The organism is Cellulomonas sp. PhB150, from assembly GCF_003755175.1.
GTDB lineage: Bacteria > Actinomycetota > Actinomycetes > Actinomycetales > Cellulomonadaceae > Cellulomonas.
On the sequence record NZ_RKHX01000001.1, the window covers coordinates 735,310 to 756,619 of the forward strand.

The window sequence follows — 21,310 nt, forward strand, 5'->3', positions numbered from 1 at the left end:
CCCCTCGGACCGGCGACGTCCGCCTGTGGACCGACAGCTCACGACGAGGTGCTGTGGACGCCTCGACGGGGACGGCGACGCCGGTCAGGCGTCCGTGACCACCACGGCCAGCAGGCCGGGCCCGGCGTGGGCCGCGAGCACCGCGCTGGACTCGCAGGTCACGGCCTCGACGAGCCGCCCGCCCGACCAGGCGCTGAGCTGGTCGGCCATCTCCTGGGCGACCTCGGGCTGCCCGAGATGGTGCACCGCGATCCGTGCGGACTCGCGCTCGGCGACGTTCTCCAGGGTCACCGCCTGCAGCCGGTCCCGGGCGGCACGCCGCGTGCGGACCTTCTCCGCGACGACGACCTGGCCGTCGGCGAGGGTGAGCAGGGGACGCAGCCCGAGGACGGTGCCCAGCGCGGCAGCGGGCGCGCTGAGCCGGCCGCCGCGGCGCAGGTGCTCGAGAGAGTCGACCAGGAACCAGACGCCCGCCCCCGCCGCGACGCCGCGCGCGTGCACGCCGACGGTCTCGCCCGAGGGCAGCTCGGCGGGCACGGGGCGTCGGCGGAACCACGAGCGCGTCGCGGGCGGCTCGACCACGGCGGGCTCGACGATCGACGCCGGGGCGTCGGGACGGCCCGCCGCGAGCCGGGCCGCGTCGAGCACGGCGAAGCCGAGGGCCATGCCGACGGCACGCGAGTCGACGACGTGCACCGGCACGGGTGCCGACGCGGCCGCGAGGCGCGCGGCCTGCACCGTCCCGGACAGCTCCCCGGACAGGTGCACGGACACGACCTCGTGCGCCCCGGACGCCGCGGCCCGCTCGTAGGCGGCGGCGAACGCGGCGGGCGAGGGCTGCGACGTCGAGACGCGCGCCCCGCGGTTCAGCGCCACCAGCAGGTCGGCCGACGAGAGGTCGACGCCCTCGGCGAACCGCTCCCCGTCGATCACGACGTCGAGCGGCACGACGCCGATCCCCCACCGCTCGGCCGCGCCCTCCGGCAGCGACGCGGTCGAGTCGGTGACGATCGCGACCGACGCCCGACCGGGCGCCGTCCCGCGGTCGCGGCTCAGGCCGGCACCACGTTGACGAGCTTGGGCGCCCGCACGATGATCGTGCGGATCCCCCGGCCGTCGAGCGCCCGCTGCACCCCCGCGTCGGCCAGCGCGAGCTCGCGCAGCTCGTCCTCCGAGACGCCGGCCGGCACCTCGACGCGTCCGCGCACCTTGCCCTGCACCTGCAGGATGCACGTGACCGTGTCCTCGACGAGGTACGCGGGATCGGCGACGGGGAACTCCGCGTGCGCGAGCGAGCGGTCGTGGCCCAGCCGGGACCACAGCTCCTCGGCGACGTGCGGGGCGACCGGCGCGGTCATCAGGACGAGCGCCTCGGCGGCCGCGCGCGGCGTCGTGGTCAGCGTCGTGAGGTGGTTGTTCAGCACGATGAGCTTGGCGATCGCCGTGTTGACGCGCATGTGCTCCATGTCGGCGCGGACGCCGTCGATGGTGTGGTGCAGGATCCGCAGCGTCGCCTCGTCGGGCGCGTCGTCCGTCACCAGGAGCGAGCCGTCGGCCTCGGAGACGACGTTGCGCCACAGCCGCTGCAGGAAGCGCTGCGAGCCGACGACGGCCCGGGTCTCCCACGGACGCGACAGGTCGAGCGGACCCATCGACATCTCGTAGACGCGCAGCGTGTCGGCGCCGTACTCCGCGTACATGTCGTCGGGCGTCACCATGTTCTTCAGCGACTTGCCCATCTTCCCGTACTCGCGGTTGACGGCCTCGCCGTTCCAGCTGAAGCCGGTCGACGACGACGCGTCCTCGACGACCTCGGCCGCCGGGACGTGCACGCCGCGCGCGTCGGTGTAGGCGTACGCCTGGATGTAGCCCTGGTTGAACAGCTTGTGGAACGGCTCCCCGGACGCCACGTGGCCCAGGTCGAACAGCACCTTGTGCCAGAACCGCGCGTACAGCAGGTGCAGCACCGCGTGCTCGACCCCGCCGACGTACAGGTCGACGCCGCCGATCGAGCCTTCCTTCTGGGCACCGTGGCCGGGGCCCATCCAGTACTGCTCGAGGACGGGGTCGACGAGCGTGACGTCGCTGGTCGGGTCCAGGTAGCGCAGGTAGTACCAGCACGAGCCGGCCCAGTTGGGCATGGTGTTGGTGTCGCGGCGGTACTGCTTGGGGCCGTCGCCGAGGTCCAGCGTGACGTTCACCCAGTCGTCGTTGCGGCCCAGGGGCGGCTCCGGCGAGGAGTGCGCGTCCTGCGGGTCGAACGTGCGCGGCGAGTAGTCCGGCACCTCGGGCAGGTTGACCGGCAGCGCGTCCTGCGGCAGCGCGATCGGCTGGTCGTGCTCGTCGTACACGATCGGGAAGGGCTCACCCCAGTAGCGCTGGCGGCTGAACAGCCAGTCGCGCAGGCGGTAGGTGATGGTCTCCTCGCCGACGCCGCGCTCGCCCAGCCAGGCGATGATCGACGCCTTCGCCTCGGCCACGGACAGCCCGTCCAGGCTGATCGACTCGTTCGAGGAGTTGATGACGGCGCCGGCTCCCGTGCGTGCACCCTCCGGGGTGCCCTCGGGAGCGTCGACCGTGTAGGTCACGGGCAGCTCGTAGGCCTGCGCGAACGCGAAGTCACGCTCGTCGCCGCCCGGCACGGCCATGATCGCGCCCGTGCCGTAGCCCATCAGCACGTAGTCGGCCGTGAAGACGGGCAGCAGGTCGCCGTTGACGGGGTTGGCCGCGAGGTGGCCGGTGAAGACGCCCGTCTTGCGGCCGGCGTCCGCCTGCCGCTCGACGGCGGTCTTGGCGGCGGCCTCGGCGCGGTAGGCCGCGACGGCCTCGGCCGGGCTCGCGTGGCCACCCGTCCAGGCGCCGTGCGTGCCGTCGGGCCACTCGGTGGGGACCTCGTCGAGCAGCGGGTGCTCGGGGGCGACGACCATGAAGGTCGCACCGAAGAGCGTGTCGGGTCGGGTGGTGAACACCTCGACCGTCGAGCCGCCGACGACCGCGAACCGCACGCGGGCACCCGACGAGCGGCCGATCCAGTGGCGCTGCATCGACTTGACCTTCTCGGGCCAGTCGATGAGCTCCAGGTCGTCGGTCAGGCGGTCGGCGTAGGCCGTGATCCGCATGTTCCACTGCCGCAGGCTGCGCTGGAAGACAGGGAAGTTGCCGCGCTCGGAGCGCCCCTCGGAGGTGACCTCCTCGTTGGCCAGGACGGTGCCCAGCCCGGGGCACCAGTTGACCGGCGTCTCGGAGACGTAGGCCAGGCGCTGCGAGTCGACGACCCGGCGGCGCTCGACGTCGGACAGGGCCGTCCAGGCGGTGTCGGCCGGCACGCCGTCGACGACGGGCAGGGGGCGCCCGGCCGCGAACGCCTCCTCGAGCGTGGCGATGGGGCGGGCGGCGCCGCGTCCGCCGTCGGGCCGCACCGCGTCCTCGTCGTACCAGGAGCCGAAGATCTGCAGGAAGATCCACTGCGTCCAGCGCACGTAGGCCGGGTCGATCGTCGCGAACGAGCGGCGCGAGTCGTGGCCCAGACCGAGGCGCCGGAGCTGGCGCTTCATGATGTCCATGTTCGCCTCGGTCGTGGTGCGCGGGTGCTGGCCCGTCTGCACCGCGAACTGCTCGGCCGGCAGGCCGAACGCGTCGAACCCGAGGGCGTGCAGGACGTTGTCGCCCTGCATGCGGCGGAAGCGCGCGACGACGTCGGTGGCGATGTACCCGAGCGGGTGGCCGATGTGCAGGCCCGCGCCGGAGGGGTACGGGAACATGTCCATGACGAAGTAGGGGCTCGCGCCGGGTGCCGCGTGCGCGCCCTCGCCGTCGGTCAGGTCGCCGACGGGGTTGGCCGCGAAGAACGTGCCGCGGCTCTCCCACTCCTCCTGCCAACGGAGCTCGATGTCCTGGGCGAGCGCCGCGGTGTAGCGGAACGGGACGTCGTCGGTGGCCGCTGCGGCGGTGGGGGCGGAGGTGTCCTGCGAAGTCACCCGCCGAGTTTACCGGCACGCCTGTCCCGGCCCGTGCCTCGGCCCGTGCCTCACGCAGCTGCGGTGACGCGCTCCCGCTCCGGGGCGGCGACGGTCGCGGTCGCCGGGCCCCGGCCGATCGTCAGGAACACGAGCAGGCCGAGTGCGGTCAGAGCAGCCCCCACCCAGGCGGGCGCGAGGTAGCCGTAGCCGCCCTCGATGACGAGCCCGCCCAGGAACGCGCCGGACGCGTTGCCCAGGTTGAGGGCCGAGTGGCACAGGGCCGCGCCGAGCGAGGGGGCGGCGGGCGAGACGTCCATGAGCCGGGTCTGCAGCGACAGCCCGAGGATCTGCGAGCTCACCCCGAGCAGGACGAGCGCGACCACCGCGGGCAGCGGGAACGGCCCGACGAGCGCGATCGCGACGAGCACGAGGATCGTCGAGACCATCCCGATGATGACCGTGCGCATCACGGACCGGTCGGCCAGCCGGCCGCCGATCACCGTGCCGACGGTCATGCCGATGCCGTACAGGGCCAGGACCACCGGGACGAGGTCCACCGACACGCCGGTGACGTCGGTGAGCAGCGGCTTGACGTAGGAGTAGACGGCGAACATGCCGCCGAACCCGATGGCCCCGCCGGCGAAGGCGATCCAGAGCCGGCGGTTCTTCAGCGCGGCGAGCTCCGTGCGCACCGTGGCGCCCTCGAGCGGGGCGAGCGGAGGCGTCCAGGCGCGCACGGCGGCGAGGGTCGCGAGGCCGATGACGCCGACGCCCGCGAACGCCCAGCGCCAGCCCACGGCGTGCCCGACGATCGCCGTCAGGGGGACGCCGACCGCGCACGCGATAGTCAGCCCGGCCATCATCGAGGCGACCGCGTGGCCGCGCCGCGCCTGGCCGACGACGGCCGTGCCCATGACCGCACCGACGCCGAAGAACGCGCCGTGCGGCAGCCCCGCCAGGAACCGGGCGACGACCAGGGTCGGCGCGGAGGGCGCGAACGCGGAGGCCACGTTCGCGACGGTGAACGCGACCATCAGCCACAGCAGCAGGCGGCGGCGGTCCATCCGGGCGCCGAGCGCGGCGAGCGTGGGCGCTCCGACGACGACGCCGAGCGCGTAGGCGGTGATCGCGTGGCCCGCGACGGGGATGGAGACGTCCAAGTCCCCCGCGATCTCGGGGAGCAGGCCCATCGTCGCGAACTCGGTGGTGCCGATGCCGAACCCGCCGAGCGCGAGCGCGAACAGCGCGGCGCGGGCCTTGCCCTGGGGCAGCGGGAGCACGGGACCTCCGGGTCGTATCGTTTCGATGCGGCATCGGAGAGCGTCGTCGTCAGCTCCGGTGGATGCGCCCCAGCCTAGTTCACGCGCGCGTCGGCGTCAGCGGTGCGCGCCCGGCACCAGCCAGATGGCGCGCGCGGCGACCTCGCCGAGCTCGACGGAACGCTCGTCGGCCCCGACCCGCAACGAGACCACCCCGACGGCGTCGCGTCGCACGACGACCTCGACGGCCGCGTCGAGAACGAGGCCGACGGACTCGACGAAGCGCAGCAGCTCGGGGTCCGCGTCGGAGATGCGGGTGACGTGCCAGCGGCCCGGCTCCGCGTCCCACAGCAAGGTGGCCGCGGGCGGGTCGAAGGAGCCGTCCGGCCCGGGGATCGGGTCGCCGTGCGGGTCGCGGCTCGGGTGGCCGAGGCGCGCCGCGATCCGGTCGACGAACAGGTCGGACACCGCGTGCTCGAGCATCTCGGCCTCGTCGTGCACCTCGTCCCAGCCGTAGCCGAGCACCTCGACGAGGAACGTCTCGACCAGCCTGTGCCGGCGCACCATCGCCAGCGCGAGACCGCGACCGGCGTCCGTGAGGCCGACCGCTCCGTAGGGCTCGTGCGTGACGAAGCCGGAGTCGGCCAGGCGGCGCACCGTCTCGGAGACGGTGGACGCGCCGACGCCGAGGCGCGCGGCGAGCATCTTGGTGGTGACCGGACGGTCCTCCCACTCCGTGGCGGACCAGATCACCTTGAGGTAGTCCTGGCTCACCGCCGACAGCTGGGCGGGCTCGGGTGTGCTCACGCGCCCCAGGGTAGGCGGTGGGGCGTCACCAGCCGTCGACGCTCCAGTGCCACGGCTCGCCCGGCAGGTTCTTCAGCCCGTAGGCGTGCGCGTTCTGCGCCAGCCAGGCCCAGCCCGTCGAGCCCGCCGAGACGACCCGGCCGTCGACCGTGAAGTCGATCGCGAGACCACGCTCGTGCCGGGAGGTCCCGGGCGTCGCGGTCATCGGGCGGCATCCGGACGGCGTGCAGTTCCGTGCACGCAGCGCGCGCTGCTGCTCGTTGCTGCGCCAGCCCCAGCCACCCAGGTCGACTCCGTCCGCGTGCGCCGCGGCGAGCAGTGCGTCGATCGCGACGACCATGCACGGGTGGACCCGGATCCCCGTCTCGGTCAGCACCGTCGCGGCGAGGGGCACCGGGGTCGTCACGTCGGCGCAGTCGGTGACCGTGGTGGCCGCGTCGAAGAGGCCTGGCGGCACGTCGGCGCGCCACAGCTCCTGGCCCGTGGGAGCGCGCAGCACGACCCCGCCCGCGTCGAGCTCGAGCGCCGCGTGCTTGGTGCCGGCCGTCTCCGAGGACCAGTAGACGGCGCCGTCGGTGCCCCGCAGGACGAGGTTGCCGCTCTTGCGCAGGGTCAGCTGGAGCTTCTCGTCGGGCACCGCCGGGATCACGGCCCAGACGGCGTTGCCGTCGAGCTCGAGACGCAGGCCGTCGGCGTCCACGCGCAGCGAGAGCCGGCCGTCCGGGGAGTCCAGCCGCTTGCCGACCGCGAGCGACCTCGTCGCCGCCAGGCCCGTGGGCCCGAGCGCCGTGCCGGTGCTCCAGACCTTCGCGCCGTCGGCGTCGAACAGGACGAGGTCGCCGTCGTCCTGGAGCGTCAGCGTCGTGTCGTCGTGCCCGGCCGTCGCCGTGCTCCACAGGATCGCGCCGGGCTCGGAGCGCACGACGAGGTTCCCGTCCTCGAGCAGGACGAGCGAGGCCCCGGGGACGTCCGTGCCCGACGACCACCGCACGCGGGCGTCGGGCCCCAGGAGCTGCAGGTCGCCCTCCACGCTCATCACCAACGTGTGCCGGCCGTCCTGCGACGCGAGAGCCGCTCCGGGCTCGAGCTTCGAGCCGGCGTTGAGCAGCGTGGGCGGCGTGGCCGTGCCGGCCGACCACACCACGGTGTCCTCGTCGTCCAGGACGACGAGATCGCCGTCGTCCTCGACCACGAGTCGCGCGCCGTCGGCGCCCGTGGTGCCGGTGTGCCAGCCGACCTTGCCGGTCTCGTCCACGAGCGCGACGTCGCCGTCGTCTCGCACCTCCAGCCGCGAACCGGGGACGCCGGGTCCGCTGGTCCAGCGCAGGTCGCCGCCGGCGGCGTACAGCGAGAGCACGCCCTCCTTCTCCACGACGGCGACCTGGCTGCCGTCGGCCGAGACGAGGGACTGCGTCGCCTGCAGGGACTCGCCCGGGTCGAGGGTGTCGTCGTCGGCTGCGGCGTGCGCGGGGGCGGCTGTCAGGGACGCCCAGACGAGGGCGGCGACGACCGGGAGCGCGGAACGTCGGAGCGCACGCGAGGCGTGCGTCGCTCGTCCCGACTCGACCACGCCCTACCTCCCCCTTGCTCGGCCCACCCGACGTCGCTGTCCGGAATGTGCGCTTCCCCACCGTAGACCCAGATCCGGCAGATCACACGGGTGAAGGAGCACCGGGCTGGGTGCCGGTGATCGTCGGCGGGACGACGATCGTCGGCCAGGCCTGCGGCCACAGCACGCGGGCGGTCGCGTCGGGGGTCACCTGCACGACCTGGTAGTCCACGACGCGGCGCGTGCTGGGGTCCCAGTGCAGGACCGTCATCTCAGCCGTGCCCTTGAGGGGGCCGACGGTCGGCTCGTTGAGGGTCGCACCCGCCGAGCTCGAGCTGCCGTACCGGATGCCCTCGCCGATCTGCTCGGGGCCGGTGCGGCGGTGCAGGTGCCCGGAGACCTGCGCGGGGGCGCACCCGCCGTCGAGGGTCGCGTCCCCGACCCAGGGGGTGTGGATCAGGAGCAGGTCGACGCCGTCCTCGTCGTCGCACGCCGTCGCGGCGAGGTCGGCACCCTCCTCCTCCGCGGTCCGCACGCCGGCCGAGGTGCCCTGGCCGAGGCGGGTCTCGTTGGGGTCGCGGTCGCCGAGGATGCGGATGCCGTCGACCTCGACGACCTCGCCGCCCAGGACCTGCGCGCCGGCGCGGTCGTACATCGCCGACGTCTCTGCGGAGTCGTGGTTGCCCGGCGAGGTCACGAGGTCGACGCCGTCGGGGATCGCGCGGGCGAACGTCGAGACGCAGTACTGCTCGACGCTCGTGCCGTTGATCGTCGTGTCGCCGGCGTCGAGGACGAGGCTCGCTCCCGACCGTTCGACGAGCGTAGTGATCAGTGGCGCCATGCCGACGTTGCAGTGCAGGTCGGACACGACGACGAGCGTCACCAGGTCCGGGGCGGGTGCGCGGACGTAGCTGTGGTCGCCCTGGCCGCCGCCCAGGAGCGACTGCTGGGTCGCGATCGCGTCCGACGTGATGTCCCACTGGGTCGACAGCGCGCGGTCGGCGCGGGCGTAGAACGCCTCGTTCGACCGGTAGGCGTCCATCACGTTGCTGCCGTAGGTGTCGATGACGCCGCCGAGCCGGCCCGTGACCCGGGCCCCCTCCAGCGGGGTCCCCGCGAAGACGGCCTCGGCCGGGGCGTCCTCGGCGTCTCGTCGTGCGGTCTCGATGCCCGACGAGGCGGCGAGCACGACGACCGCCGCGATCGCACTCCCGACCAGCAGGTGGCGCTCGTGGGGCCGGACGCGCTCCGCCAGCTCGTCCCGACGCGCGGCGCCGACGAGCGCGGCGATCGTGAACCAGCCCGCGATGAGCACGAGGAGCGCCACCAGGGTGCGCAGCACCGCGTCGACCACGAGCGCCCGCGCGACGTCCCGGACCGTCGCCTCGGGTGCCGAGAAGAACTGCGCGTAGTCGTTGAGGTCACCCGTGAGCGCCTTGAGGGTCGTCGCCTGGTCGAGCTGGTCGAACGAGGCGGGGATCTCCTGGACGGTGATGCGGGCACCGAGCGCGAGCGGCAGCGGGGAGTCGATCCGCAGCGTGCCGAGCGGGCCCAGGTCGACCGTGAGGGTCTCGTCGGTCGTGACGTCGTAGCGGGCCTCGTGCGGGCCGAAGCTGCCCTCGACGGACGCCGTCGTCACGCCGAAGACGAGGCTCGCGACCACCGCCACGGCCCCCAGCAGGATCCGAGGCCACCAGCGCCGACGCGTGCGCGTCGTCCCGGGGCTGGTCAGGCTGCTCATACGCTCCTACCTTAGGTCCGCGCGCTGCCCCGTCCCGAACGCGGGCCTGGCACGCGGGACGGACGAGCACTCCGGTCGGGGTGCTTGCCGGCGGCGCGCTCCAGGCGCGTTGCGGGCGCGAGCGAGGCCGGTGCGGCCGGCGGCACCCTGCGACGCGAACGGTGAGCCGCCTCAGGTGCACTCGGTCGTGCGAGTGCCGCCCGAGCCGTTGCCGGCCCGGGCGACAAGCCGCACGCTCAGCCCTGCGCGTCGCGCCAGGCGACCCACTTCTTGACGAGCTCCAGGTCGTAGTCCGGCCCGGAGGTGCCGATCGTGAACAGGGTCGCCCCGGCCGCCACGAGCGCGTCGGCGACCTCCTCGGGTGCGCTGCCGACCCCGACGGAGCGCTCGACGAGCGTGGCCGTCTCGCGGCCGACCGCCGCCCCGTGCTCGTCGAGGATCGCGCTCTTGCGGGCGAGGGTCTCGACGTCGCCGAAGGAGTGCCATTGGTCGGCGTGCTCGGCCACGACGCGCAGCGTCTTGCGCTCGCCACCGCCGCCGATGAGGATCGGGATCTCTCGCGTCGGCAGCGGGTTCGACGCGGCCCAGCGCGCCTTGATGCGGGGCAGCGCGTCGGCGAGGTCCGCGATGCGCGAGCCGGCGGTGCCGAACTCGTAGCCGAACTGGTCGTAGTCCTTCTCGAACCAGCCGGCGCCGATGCCGAGGATCAGCCGGCCACCGCTGATGTGGTCGACCGTGCGGGCCATGTCCGCCAGGAGCTCGGGGTTCCGGTAGGAGTTGCAGGTGACGAGGGCGCCGATCTCGACGCGCTCCGTCTGCTCGGCCCAGGCGCCGAGCATGGTCCAGCACTCGTAGTGCTTGCCGTCGGGATCGCCGCTGAGCGGGAAGAAGTGGTCCCAGTTGAAGATGACGTCGACGCCGGCGTCCTCGGCGCGGCGGACCGCGTCACGGATCTGGCCGTAGTCGGCGTGCTGGGGCTGGATCTGGACACCGATGCGCACAGGAAAGGTCACCCGACGAGCCTAAGCGGCTCGCGCGGAACCCGCTGGCCCTGACCGTCGCACGGACGAGGCCGAGGCGCTCCGTGCGAGCATCGAGCCGTGGAACTGCTCCTGCGTCCCTGGCGCCCCGACGACGCCGCCGACCTGGCCGCTGCGGCATCGACCACCCCCGACCTCGCCGTCCAGGTCGGCGGCGCCGACCTCTTGGAGCCCGAGGCGAGCCGGCGCCACCTCGTCGCCGTCGACGCCCTACGACCCACGAACCTGGCGTTCGCGATCACCGTGGACGGCCACGCGGTCGGCAACGTGGGCCTGAGCGGCATCGAGCACACCCACGACACGGCATGGGTCTCGTACTGGCTCGCGACCAGCGCGCGCGGTCAGGGCCTGGCCGGCCGCGCCGTCGCGACCGTGGCCCGCCTGGCGTTCGCCGAGCTGGGTCTGTTCCGGCTCGAGCTCGGCCACCGCGTCAACAACCCCGCCTCGTGCCGGGTCGCCCTCGCGGCCGGCTTCCCTGCCGAAGGGCTCGAGCGCGCCAAGCTCCGCTACGGCCGCGATCGCTTCGACGTCGAGACCCACGCGAGGCTCGCCACCGACCCCGACGTGACCTTGACGATGCCCGCCGCCTGGTGAGGTGTCGGGTGCCCCCGGCACCCTGGCCACACATCCACGCCGGGCACGCAGGCACCCAGTCATCCGAGGCACCCAGGCACCCCAGGCACCCAGGCACCCAGGCACCCCAGGCACCCCAGGCACCCAGGCACCCAGGCACCCAGGCACCCAGTCATCCCGGGGACCGCTAGAACGGCGGTGGCCCGATGTCCTCAGGGACGTCCGGCACCGGCGGAGGCCGATGCCCCCGAGCCGACGGCAGCACGATCACTGAGTCCGGCGCTCGGGAGTACGTGATCCCGAGCGCGCTCGTCCACGTCATCACGCCACTGACGGGATCCCGGCGCGGCGTCCACGCCCCGTCGGTCTTCGCCTGGTGGTGGTGCTTGCACAGGCAGTCGAGGTTCGAGGCCGTCGTCTGCTCCTCGGCCGGCCGGCTCGGGTCGAACGGCACCCGGTGGTCGAGCTCGCACCGCATCGCGGGCCGACGGCACCCGGGGAACCGACAGGTCCGGTCCCGCGAGGTCACCAGGCCGGTGAGGTCGACCCCCGGCCGGTACCGGACCGGTGACCGCTCCAGGATCGCCCCGGTCACCGCGTCGTGCAGCAGCCGCGACCAGGTCGCGTCCTGCGCGAGCTTGCGTGCTACCGGCGCCGGGATCGGCCCGTAGCCGGCCAGGTAGCCGGGGTTCTCGTCGAGACCCATCAGCGTCCCCGCCCCGACCGTGACCTCGACCGACGTCCGGCGGCCCTTGCGCTGCGGCAACGGCCGCCCGGACGGCAGTTCGCCGCGATCGAGCACGTCCCCGAACAGGTCCACGAGTGCGTCGGCACGCAGCTGGTCGGCCGTGCGTGTCTCGCCGGGTACCCGACTGTCGGCGAGGGCATCGAGCACGGTCTTCACCGTGATGCCGTCCGCCGCAGCGAGGTACGCGCTCACCCAGACCATCGAGTCGGGCATCCACTGCACCTCGACGCGTCGCTCCTCGTGCGCAGCGACCTCACGCTTCGCGGCGGTCTCCGGGTCCGCGAGGACGACCGCCTGGCGCACGTGCCGCTTCAGCTGCGGCGCGGTCAGGCTCCCGCCGCGCTCGGCGGCGTCGCGCACGACGGCATCCCGTGCCGGACCGTCCGCGAGCGTCGCCACCTCGGCGAGGATCGCGTCGACCTTGCGGACGTCGAGCATCCCGTTGAGCAGGCCGTCGTTCAGGGCGGGCTCGCGGCCGAGCGCCTCCGCACGCAGCACCATCGCCTGGGCAGCCTGCCGCGTGCACGCGAGGGCGCTGGCGATCTCGTCGTCCGCGTACGACGCCGCCAGGCCTCCCCGCGCCGCGATCTCGCGCGCGGCCTCCGCCTGGCGCGCCGCCCCGATGGCCTGGACCTGGTCCCACGCGGCGATCACGGCGATGAGGTCTGGTCCGGCGAGGTCCGCGACCGGCGTCGACTCGACGAGCTCGAGGATGTCACGCGGATCCACGGCCGCGACGGGGAACCGCGGATAGCGGAGCCCGCCGACGGCGGGCTCGAGCACCGCCTCCGCATACGCCACCACCACCGCCACCACCCCGTTCAACTTGTCCGCTATCGAACAAATGTACTATCGGGGCCCGACACGACGTGCGGTTCGTCCACAGGACTACTGGTACGTCACGAGGTCCGGCTTCGGCGTGATCTTGTACGTCTTCTTCGGCGACAGCATCGGGTGGTCCTCGTCGTAGAAGTTCTTCCACCCCCAGTGCACGTCGGGCGCCCCGGCGCGCAGCGCCTTCCACGTCCCCCGCTTCGCCGGCTGCGAGCCCTGCCCGTCCACGTGGATGAGCACCGCCAGCTCGTCGTGCGACACGTCGAGCTTCGAGCGGTCCTTGATCATCGACAGCGAGAACTGGTGCAGCACGAACATCTTCTGCGGCAGGTGCCGCTCGGCCGTGAACTCGGCGAGCCAGTCGCCGACGCGGTTGACCTCCGCGACCTTCACGGACCCGATCTGGCGCAGGTGCTTCTGGTTCTTCTTCAGGCGCCACTCGGGGTCGAGCGCGAGCCCGACGTTCGGCATCGCCAGCAGGTCCTCGTACCGCTTGGCCTGCGTGAGGAAGTCGGTACGCCCCGGCTGGAGGTCGAGCACGACGGCGAGGCCCTTGCGGTGCGCGGCCTCGACGAGCGGGCGCAGCTCGGCGACCGACCGCTCGCGCGAGTAGTCCTTGTCGTCGCCGGCCGAAGCCGACGCGATCGTCGCGATGATCTCCACCATCGGGACCACCGTGTCCTTCGTCAGCGCGCGGTACGGCTTGGCGGTCCTGGTCGCCCGCGCGACCGTCTTGGCCACGGACTGCTCGCCCAGCACGCCCAGCGCCTTGCTCCCCGGGGTCCCGTAGAGCGCGACGTACCGCTTGCCGCGCACGCCGTCGCCCTCGGGGAACACGAGCTGCCCGCCGCCCGGGACGAGCACGCCCGTCCGGGCGGTGGCGACGCGGGCGGCCAGGGTCGAGGGCGAGCCGAAGCCCGTGCCCAGCGCGATGACCGAGTCCGGCGTCGCGGTCGCGACGGCCTTGACCGTCGCGGAGGTCGCGCGCGGGTCGCCGCCAGGGATCGTCACGACCGGCACGCCGGCGGCTCGCAGCGTGGCCAGCGCGGCCACAGGCGTCGGACCGGCGCCGACGAGCGCCACGAGGCCGGCCGGCGCCGTCGGGAGCACGGTGGGCGCGGGTGTCGTGGTCGGGCCAGGTGCGGCCGACGAGGCAGCCGCGCCAGACGAGGCAGCGGAGTCGCCCGACGACGGGCCCGACATCCCGGCCGTCGGCGAACCCGTCGGCGTCGCACTCGGCGTCGACGTCGGCCTCGGTGCGTGAGCCGTCGGCCCGACGAGCACGACCGGCCGCTCCCCGTCGAGCGCCACCACCGCGGAGGCAGCGGCACCGTCACCCTTCTTCACCCGCCGCGCGTCCCCGAACGTCACCCCGGTCACGGCCTCGAGATCCGCGGCGGACGCCCCGGGCGCGACGGCCTCGAGCGAGACCCCGCCCACGTCGGGCACGTCTCCCACGGCCACCACGCGCGTGGCTCCGAGCCGACGGACCTCGGCGGCGAGGGCGGCGTCGGAGACCCCGTCGCCGACCAGCAGCACCGGCGCACCGACGGCGACCGCGATCGACGCCGCGGTCAGCTGCCCGTCCGGGTCGCCCGCGTCGGCCACGACCACCGCGGGCGCTGACACGAACACCGCGCGTGAGGCCTCGAGCGCCGCGACCGCGGGTCCGGCGTCGACGACGGTCGCCGCAGCAGCAGGCGCCGCGACCTCGGAACCAGCAGGAGGCGGGTCGGCAGGAGCCGAGGCGACGGGCGACGGGGTCGCCGGAGCAGAGGAGGGCGCCGACGACGAGGGCGACGCACTCGGCGTCGTCCCCTCCGTGCATGCCACGAGCAGCCCCAGCACCACGACCCCAGCGGCCGCACCCCGCACCAGGCGCGATCGGTCGAACGACACGCAGTCCCCCTCCGTCGAGTCGGCCGCCCACTGTATGTGGGTCACGTGGCCGATCCGAAAACGGGGAGGTCAGACCTCCGCGGAGACCCGGATCAGGTTGCGCCACGGGTCGGCGAACGTCAGCGACGCCCCGTCGTCGGCCACCGCGACCCCGGCCGCGGCGACCCGCGCACCGAGCGCGCCCAGGTCGTCGGCGGTCGGCACGGCGATCCGCACCTCGCCCAGCCCGAGCGCCGAGGCCCGCGGTCCCGCTCCGGCCGAGCTCCACGTGTTCATGGCCAGGTGGTGGTGGTACCCACCGGCGGAGACGAACAGCGCACCGTGCCACTGCGCGGTCACGTCGAAGCCGAGCGCGTCGACGTAGAAGGCCCGCGCGGACGGCACGTCGCCCACCGACAGGTGCACGTGCCCGACGACCGCCTCCCCGGTCCCGGGCGAAGCCAGGAGCGCGTCCGTCAGGTGCTCGCCCAGGAACGCGTTCGGGTCGAGCCGCAGCGAGTCCATCACCACGGTCCCGTCCTCGCCGTGGTTCCACAGCGAGCGGCTCCGGTCCCAGTACAGCTCGACGCCGTTGCCCTCGGGATCCGTGAAGTAGAAGGCCAGCGAGACGAGGTGGTCGGCCGATCCGGTGAACGAGCCCGGCTCGCGCTGCGCGAGCGACGCCAGCGTCGCGGCCAGCCCGGCCTCGTCGTCGAACAGGATCGCCGTGTGGAAGAGCCCGGCCGACCCGCGCGCGGCGGGCGGCAGGTCGGGCGTGTGCTTCAGCACGACGAGCGGCGTCGTCCCTCGTCCGAGCACCACGGTCGCCGGCCCGGTCGCGAACCGGTCCGCCGGCTGCTCGACGACCGACAGCGCCAACCCGTCCCGGTAGAACCGCAGCTGCCGGTCGAGGTCGCCCACCAGCAGCGTGACGGCGTCCATGGCCGTGCCGGCCGCGATGCTGTCGTGCGGGTGCGGGCTCGCGAGCTGCTGGGCGGCGCCCTGTCCGGGGGTGGGTGCGGTCGACACGGTCGTGCTCCTTCGTCGGGGGTCTACCCGAACAATAGTTGAAGCATCAACTTTGTTCCCGGGGCTGCTCCAGCTCGTTCGTCCCGAGCCCCCGCAGGAAGCGCGGCCCCCGCGCGGCGAGCTCCGCCTCGAAGTCGGCCGCCCACGGCCCGTACGGCGTCCTCGACAGCGCGTCGTTGGAGAACCGCGGGTCGTCGGTCACCTCGGTCACGCAGAACGCCGGGATCGCCAGGTCGGTGACCGGTCCCCCGCGCTCGACCTCCGCGACGACGAGCGGCGCGTTGGCCCCGCCGAACGTGTCGATGACCCAGCCGTCCGACCCGAGCCACGACGAGTGCCGCGTCTTGACGATCCGCGACCCGCCGCGCCGGATCATCTCCAGCCCCACGGCCACGTCCACCTCGCGCTCGGCCTCGTACCGCGTGCCGGCGTTCATCGGCCCCTTGAGCGTGATCGCGCAGAAGTCGAACCGGTCCTCGAACGTGTCCAGCACCACGAGCGGCTCGAGCGTGGGGTCCAGCACGGCCGTCCCGCCGGAGGTCTGCGCGCGCAGCCGGATCGCGAAGCCCGCGTCGGCCAGGTAGTAGCTCTGCACGATCAGGGTGGGCGCGCCGTCCAGCACGTCCGTCGGCAGGTCACGGACCCAGAAGCGCCGCTCGAACTCGAAGTCGCCGTACCCGGTGTCGCTCACACGCCGAGCGTAGGCGTCAGTCCGTGCTCACGGCCGCCAGCACGGCGAGCCGCGCCGCGCGCACGCCCGGGCCGACGGCCGCGAGCACCCCGACGACGACCGCGAGCGCGAGCATCGCCAGCAGCGAGGACCACGGCACGGCGAGCTCGCGGAGCCCCACGTCCCCGAACACGGTCGGCAAGGTGGACGCCAGCGCGACGCCCACACCGAGCCCGACGACCGTCCCGAACACCGCCGTGAGCACCGACTCGGCCGTAATCACCGAGGCGAGCTGCAGCCGCCCGAGCCCCACGGCGCGCAGCAGCCCGATCTCCCGCGTCCGCTCGATCACGGACAGCGCGAGCGTGTTGACGATCCCGAGCACCGCGATCACCACCGAGAGCCCGAGCAGCGCGTAGAGGATCACGAGCACCTGGTCCACCTGGTCGGCGAGCTCGGACACGAACTCGTCGGGGTCCATGACCGTCACCACGACGTACGGCCGCACGGTGGCGGTCAGCTCCGCGCGCACGTCGTCGAGCGAGGCGCCCGGGAGCACGGTGACGAACACCGTCGAGACGACCTGCTGCGCGGCGGGCACGAGCGTGGACAGCAGGTCGGCCGGCACGACGACGGGCACGCCGAACGCCGGCGAGTCGATGACCGCCCCGATCTGCGCGGTCCGCGTCCCGCTCTCGCCCGTCAGCTCGACCCGGTCGCCGAGTGCCCATCCCCGGTCGTCGGCCGCGGTCCGCTGCACGGCGATCTCGCCGGCCGCGAGCGCCGAGCCCAGCGACCCGGCGACGTCCTCGACCACGATGCTGCGCCCCACGGCGGCGGGGTCGATGCCCGAGACCGCGGTCGACGAGCCGTCGACGCGCAGCGCCGCGCTCGCGAACGAGTCGGCCGCGCGCACGTCGGGCAGCGCCCGCACGTCGTCGAGCGCCTGCTCGGGCACCGAGGACGACGCCGGCGCCCGCAGCACGAAGTCCGCGGTCGCCTCCTTCGACACGATCGCGCTGGTCGAGGCCTGCGCGGTCGCCGCGATCACGGCCGATGCCCCCACCAGCGCCATCCCGATCATCAGCGCACCCGCGGTGTTCGCCGTCCGCCGCGGGTTGCGCGTGACGTTCCCCCGCGCGAGCCGCCCGACGGGCCGCAGCGGCAGCAGTGCCGCACCGAGCACGCGCAGCACCGCGCGGGCCAGCACGGGTGAGACCGCGAGCACGCCCAGCACCACGGCGCCGGCCCCGTACCCGAGCCGCGCACCCGCAGCATCGTCCCCGGGCCGCGCCATCGCCCACGCGACGGCCCCGGTCCCGGCGACGAGGAGCACGAGCCCGACGACGGCACGCCTCCGCAGCGAGCGCTCCGGCACCGTCACCTCGTCGCGGAGCGCCTCCACGGGCGGGACGAGCGCCGCACGACGCGCGGGGACCGCGGCCGCCGCGACGCTGACCAGCGTCCCGATCAGCACGGACACGAGCACGGTGAAGCCGTCGAGCGGGATCTGACCGGTCAGCTGCATCCCCAGCCCGGCCAGGACGCGCCGCAGCACGACGACGAGCCCGAGCCCGGCGAGCACGCCGACCCCCGCCCCCACGAGCCCGACGACCACCGCCTGCAGCACGATCGAGGCGAACACCTGCAGCGGCGAGGCGCCCACGGCCCGCAGCAGTGCGAGCTCGCGCGTGCGCTGGCGCACCCACATCGAGAACGTGTTGGCGATGATGAACGCGCCCACGAACAGCGAGATGCCGGCGAACACCAGCAGGAACGTCGTGATGAAGCCCAGCACCTGCTCGATCGACGCGGTCGTCTCGTCGCGCAGCTGCTCGCCGGTGACCACCTGCGCGTCGGACCCGACCACGGGCTCCAGCCGGGCCACGAGCGACTCCTGCGCGAGCCCGTCGACCGCGTAGACCCCGATCGACGCGACCGACCCGTCCGGCGCGAACAGCGCCTCCGCGGTCGCCGTGTCGACGAACACGACGGTCGCACCGGCCAACGCCGAGCCGAGCCCGACCTCGCCGACGACCCGCACCTCGCGGATGTCTCCCGCCAGCACCACCCGGGTCGTGTCCCCGATCGCCAGCCCCGACGAGGCCAGCGTGGCGGTCTCGAGCGCGACCTCGTCCGGCCCGCTCGGCGCCACCCCGGCCACCAGGTGCAGCGCGGGGTCCCGCGCGTCGTAGCCGAACGCGAAGCTGGGCGCCTGCGTGCTCTGCACGGCCGTCCCGTCGGCCCCGACGAGGACCGCGGGGCCCTGCAGGTCCGGCAGCGCGCGCTCGACGCCGTCGACCGCCTCGATCGTCGGGACCAGGTCGAGCGGGACGCGGTTGCGGCTCACGCCGCCGAACCCGCTGGTCGACGCACCGGCCTCGTCCGCCCCGCGGACGTAGGCGTCGCCCAGCGTCGTCGTCGCGACGATGTCCGTGAACGTCGAGCCCAGCATCGTGCGCAGTGCGAACGTGCCCGCGACGAAGGCGACCCCGAGCGCCACCGCGAGCACGGACAGGAAGAACCGGACGAGGTGCGCGCGGATCCCGCGCAGCGCGACCCGACCCATCAGGCCGCGTCCCGCGGCGGGCCGGTCAGCGCGCCCAGGGTCTCGAGCACGGCCGCCCGGGTCGGGTCGCGCAGCTCGTCGACGACCCGCCCGTCGGCGAGGAACAGCACCCGGTGCGCGTACCCGGCAGACGTCGCGTCGTGCGTGACCATGACGACCGACTGGCCGAGGTCGTCGACGCTGCGGCGCAGGAACCCGAGCACCTCCGCGGCCGACGTCGAGTCGAGGTTCCCGGTCGGCTCGTCGGCGAACACCACCGCGGGCCGCGCGACCAGCGCCCGCGCGCACGCCACCCGCTGCTGCTGCCCGCCCGAGAGCTCGGTGGGCCGGTGCCCCAGCCGGTCCGTCAGCCCGAGGGTGCGCACGACGAGGTCGAGGTGCTCGGGGTCCACCGGCCGACGCGCGATGTCCAGCGGGAGCGTGATGTTCTCCAGCGCCGTGAGCGTCGGCACCAGGTTGTAGGCCTGGAACACGAACCCCACGCGCGTGCGCCGCAGCTTCGTCAGCCGCCGCTCGGACATCTTGCTGACCGGCTCGCCGTCCACGACGACCGACCCCGACGTCGGCTTGTCGAGCCCGGCCAGGCAGTGCATGAGCGTCGACTTGCCGGAGCCCGACGCGCCCATGATCGCGGTCAGCTCGCCCCGCACGAGGTCCACGTCGACCCCGTCGAGCGCGCGCACGGCCGTCGGCCCCTCGCCGTACACCTTGACGAGGGAACGGGCGTACGCGATCACGGAGCTCGACATGGATTCCTCGCTGGCTCGGGACGGGAGCACGATCGTCCCCCGCGCAGCCCCCGCGCGCCACGGGCCGGACGGCGGTCTGGACCCCCCGGCCGACCCGCTAGGTTCGCCGTGACCAGCGCAGACAGCCCAGCAGGAGCCGTTCATGAGCGACGCAGCCCCCCGCCCCTCCTGGTGGCGCCGCACCCTCGCGCGCCTGGGCCGCTGGGCAGGCCGCTACTCCGCGTTCGGCCTCGCGGGCGCGCTCGCGTTCTTCGCGACTGCGCTCGGCCCGGCGCTGATCCCCCGCAGCCCGCTGTTCCAGGGTCTGGCGGCCGGCATCTGCGCGGCCATCGGCTACGGCCTCGGCGTCCTGCTCGCCTGGGTGCTCCGGCTCGCGGGCGTGCGGTGGCCGGCGCGGGTCGTGCACTGGGGCTGGCGCCTCCTGCTGGCCGCGACGATCGTCACGGTCCCCGTCGCTCTCGTCGTGAGCACCACGTGGCAGGACGACCTGCGGGACCTGTTCGGCATGGAGCACCCCTCGTCGGCGCACTCGATCACGATCCTCGTGCTCGCCCTGCTGATCGCCATCGGGCTCGTCGGCCTCGGCCGCGCGCTGCGTCGTCTCACTCATCTCGTCGGGCGGCTCGTCGGCCGCTGGATCCCGCCCGTCGTCGCCCGGCTCACGGCCGTCGCCGTCGTGGCGCTCGCCGTGGTCCTCCTGGTGAACGGCACGATCGTGCAGGGCGGGATGGCCGCGCTCAACTCGATCTACGGGAGCGTCGACGACACGACCGCCGAGGGCGTCGTCCAGCCGACCGACCCGCTGCGCAGCGGGTCGGACGCGTCGCTCGCGGCGTGGGACGAGCTCGGCAAGCAGGGGCGCACGTTCGTCGCCGGCGGCCGGCCCGAGGCACAGCTCGAGGCCGTCGCTGCCCGCACGGGCGCGACGAAGCCCGTCATGGACCCGATCCGCGTCTACGCGGGCCTGCAGTCCGGCGACGACCTCGACGCGATCGCGCAGGTCGTCGTCGCCGAGCTCGACCGCACCCATGCGTGGGACCGCTCGGTGCTCGCCGTGGTCACCGCGACCGGCACCGGCTGGGTGGACCCGTCGATGGCCGACTCGCTCGAGCTGCTCTGGGGCGGCGACACCGCGATCGCCTCGATGCAGTACTCCTACCTGCCGAGCTGGGTCAGCTTCCTGGGCGCGCGCTCGACGCCGCCCGCCGCCGGCAAGGCGCTGTTCGAGGCGATCTACGCGCGCTGGTCGCAGCTGCCGGAGGACGACCGGCCGCTGCTCGAGGTCGCCGGCATCTCGTTGGGCTCGTTCGGCTCGCAGGGCGCGTTCTCGAGCCTGCAGGACGTGACCGCCCGCACCGACGGTGCGCTGTGGATGGGCACCCCGGGGTTCACGCCGCTGTGGGGCGACCTGACGGCGCACCGCGACGCCGGCTCCCCCGAGATCACGCCCGTCGTCGACGGCGGCGCGACCGCGCGATGGGCCAACCGCCCGGGCGAGGGCGACGACCGCCAGCTCTGGCAGCTCGGCACCAGCTGGCAGCAGCCACGCGTCGTCTTCGACCAGCACGCCTCCGACGGCGTGACGTGGTGGTCGCCGGACCTGATCCTGCACCGGCCCGACTGGCTCGCCGAGCCGCGCGGCACCGACGTGCTCGACTCGACCACCTGGCTGCCCGTCGTGACGTTCTGGCGCTCGACGATCGACCTGTTCGTCGCCGCGTCGGTGCCAGCCGGGCACGGGCACAACTACCACCAGGAGTACGCCGACGGCTGGGCGGCGATCGCGCCCCCCGAGGGCTGGACCGAGCCCGACACGGACGTCCTGCGTGAGGTCGTGGGGTCGGTGGCCAGCGAGAGCTGACCCGTGTCGTTCGTCACGGCGTGCCGGTTCGCGCGGCCGAGTGT

Annotated in this window: 15 protein-coding genes; 2 read left to right on the forward strand and 13 right to left on the reverse strand. The window is 74.0% G+C overall.

The features are described 5' to 3' along the window. Positions 1-84: 84 nt before the first annotated feature. The 7 genes from EDF34_RS03520 to EDF34_RS03550 all read right to left on the reverse strand — a co-directional run bounded on the left by EDF34_RS03520 (position 85) and on the right by EDF34_RS03550 (position 10,328). Positions 85-1,056 (reverse strand): DegV family protein, encoded by a 972-nt coding sequence (locus tag EDF34_RS03520; protein WP_233575244.1) that lies wholly within the window; start codon positions 1,054-1,056, stop codon positions 85-87. After that, positions 1,053-3,977: a leucine--tRNA ligase gene (gene leuS / locus EDF34_RS03525; protein WP_123369952.1), complete on the reverse strand. Its 2,925-nt coding sequence runs from the start codon at positions 3,975-3,977 to the stop codon at positions 1,053-1,055. Before leuS ends, EDF34_RS03520 begins: the two co-directional genes overlap by 4 nt. A gap of 50 nt (positions 3,978-4,027) precedes the next feature. Then, entirely contained in the window at positions 4,028-5,230 is a 1,203-nt protein-coding gene (locus EDF34_RS03530) for an MFS transporter (RefSeq protein ID WP_370450035.1), read from the reverse strand. A 105-nt stretch (positions 5,231-5,335) separates the two neighbouring features. Further along, the gene (locus tag EDF34_RS03535; protein ID WP_233575163.1) at positions 5,336-6,025 is read right to left on the reverse strand and encodes a metal-dependent transcriptional regulator; all 690 of its coding nucleotides are present in this window, start codon (positions 6,023-6,025) and stop codon (positions 5,336-5,338) included. Positions 6,026-6,050: 25 nt separating this feature from the next. Further along, a complete protein-coding gene (locus EDF34_RS03540; RefSeq protein ID WP_123369955.1) occupies positions 6,051-7,595 on the reverse strand; it encodes a D-alanyl-D-alanine carboxypeptidase family protein in 1,545 nt (514 codons plus the stop codon). Positions 7,596-7,677: 82 nt separating this feature from the next. After that, the gene (locus EDF34_RS03545; protein ID WP_123369956.1) at positions 7,678-9,315 is read right to left on the reverse strand and encodes a metallophosphoesterase; all 1,638 of its coding nucleotides are present in this window, start codon (positions 9,313-9,315) and stop codon (positions 7,678-7,680) included. Positions 9,316-9,551: 236 nt separating this feature from the next. Next, positions 9,552-10,328: an LLM class F420-dependent oxidoreductase gene (locus EDF34_RS03550; RefSeq protein ID WP_123369957.1), complete on the reverse strand. Its 777-nt coding sequence runs from the start codon at positions 10,326-10,328 to the stop codon at positions 9,552-9,554. Positions 10,329-10,415: 87 nt separating this feature from the next. On the opposite strand from EDF34_RS03550, the gene EDF34_RS03555 reads away from it, so the two are divergent. After that, positions 10,416-10,949 carry a GNAT family N-acetyltransferase gene (locus EDF34_RS03555; protein WP_123369958.1) on the forward strand — a complete coding sequence of 178 codons (534 nt, stop codon included), beginning with the start codon at positions 10,416-10,418 and terminating at the stop codon, positions 10,947-10,949. Positions 10,950-11,115: 166 nt separating this feature from the next. Here EDF34_RS03555 and EDF34_RS03560 read toward each other — a convergent pair whose 3' ends face one another. From EDF34_RS03560 to EDF34_RS03595, 6 genes are all read right to left on the reverse strand, one after another. Continuing rightward, a complete protein-coding gene (locus EDF34_RS03560; RefSeq protein ID WP_148076566.1) occupies positions 11,116-12,477 on the reverse strand; it encodes an HNH endonuclease signature motif containing protein in 1,362 nt (453 codons plus the stop codon). An 87-nt stretch (positions 12,478-12,564) separates the two neighbouring features. Further along, the gene (locus tag EDF34_RS17495; RefSeq protein ID WP_158615032.1) at positions 12,565-14,409 is read right to left on the reverse strand and encodes a hypothetical protein; all 1,845 of its coding nucleotides are present in this window, start codon (positions 14,407-14,409) and stop codon (positions 12,565-12,567) included. Between the two features lie 69 nt (positions 14,410-14,478). After that, positions 14,479-15,417 carry a VOC family protein gene (locus tag EDF34_RS03580; RefSeq protein ID WP_370450022.1) on the reverse strand — a complete coding sequence of 313 codons (939 nt, stop codon included), beginning with the start codon at positions 15,415-15,417 and terminating at the stop codon, positions 14,479-14,481. Positions 15,418-15,463: 46 nt separating this feature from the next. Continuing rightward, positions 15,464-16,108 carry a hypothetical protein gene (locus EDF34_RS03585; protein WP_123369963.1) on the reverse strand — a complete coding sequence of 215 codons (645 nt, stop codon included), beginning with the start codon at positions 16,106-16,108 and terminating at the stop codon, positions 15,464-15,466. A 16-nt stretch (positions 16,109-16,124) separates the two neighbouring features. Beyond that, complete coding sequence (locus tag EDF34_RS03590) at positions 16,125-18,656, reverse strand: ABC transporter permease (RefSeq protein WP_123369964.1); 2,532 nt, start codon at positions 18,654-18,656, stop codon at positions 16,125-16,127. Further along, a complete protein-coding gene (locus EDF34_RS03595; protein ID WP_123369965.1) occupies positions 18,656-19,405 on the reverse strand; it encodes an ABC transporter ATP-binding protein in 750 nt (249 codons plus the stop codon). The genes EDF34_RS03590 and EDF34_RS03595 overlap by 1 nt, the downstream gene beginning before the upstream one ends. A gap of 142 nt (positions 19,406-19,547) precedes the next feature. On the opposite strand from EDF34_RS03595, the gene EDF34_RS03600 reads away from it, so the two are divergent. Next, positions 19,548-21,266 (forward strand): alpha/beta-hydrolase family protein, encoded by a 1,719-nt coding sequence (locus EDF34_RS03600; RefSeq protein ID WP_123369966.1) that lies wholly within the window; start codon positions 19,548-19,550, stop codon positions 21,264-21,266. Positions 21,267-21,310 lie beyond the last annotated feature (44 nt).

Bases quoted from the DNA above. Each gene is read 5' to 3' on its own strand.
- EDF34_RS03545 (WP_123369956.1), bottom strand. From the start codon at position 9,315: ATGAGCAGCCTGACCAGCCCCGGGACGACGCGCACGCGTCGGCGCTGG.
- EDF34_RS03590 (WP_123369964.1), bottom strand. From the start codon at position 18,656: ATGGGTCGGGTCGCGCTGCGCGGGATCCGCGCGCACCTCGTCCGGTTC.
- EDF34_RS03600 (WP_123369966.1), top strand. From the start codon at position 19,548: ATGAGCGACGCAGCCCCCCGCCCCTCCTGGTGGCGCCGCACCCTCGCG.
- EDF34_RS03595 (WP_123369965.1), bottom strand. From the start codon at position 19,405: ATGTCGAGCTCCGTGATCGCGTACGCCCGTTCCCTCGTCAAGGTGTAC.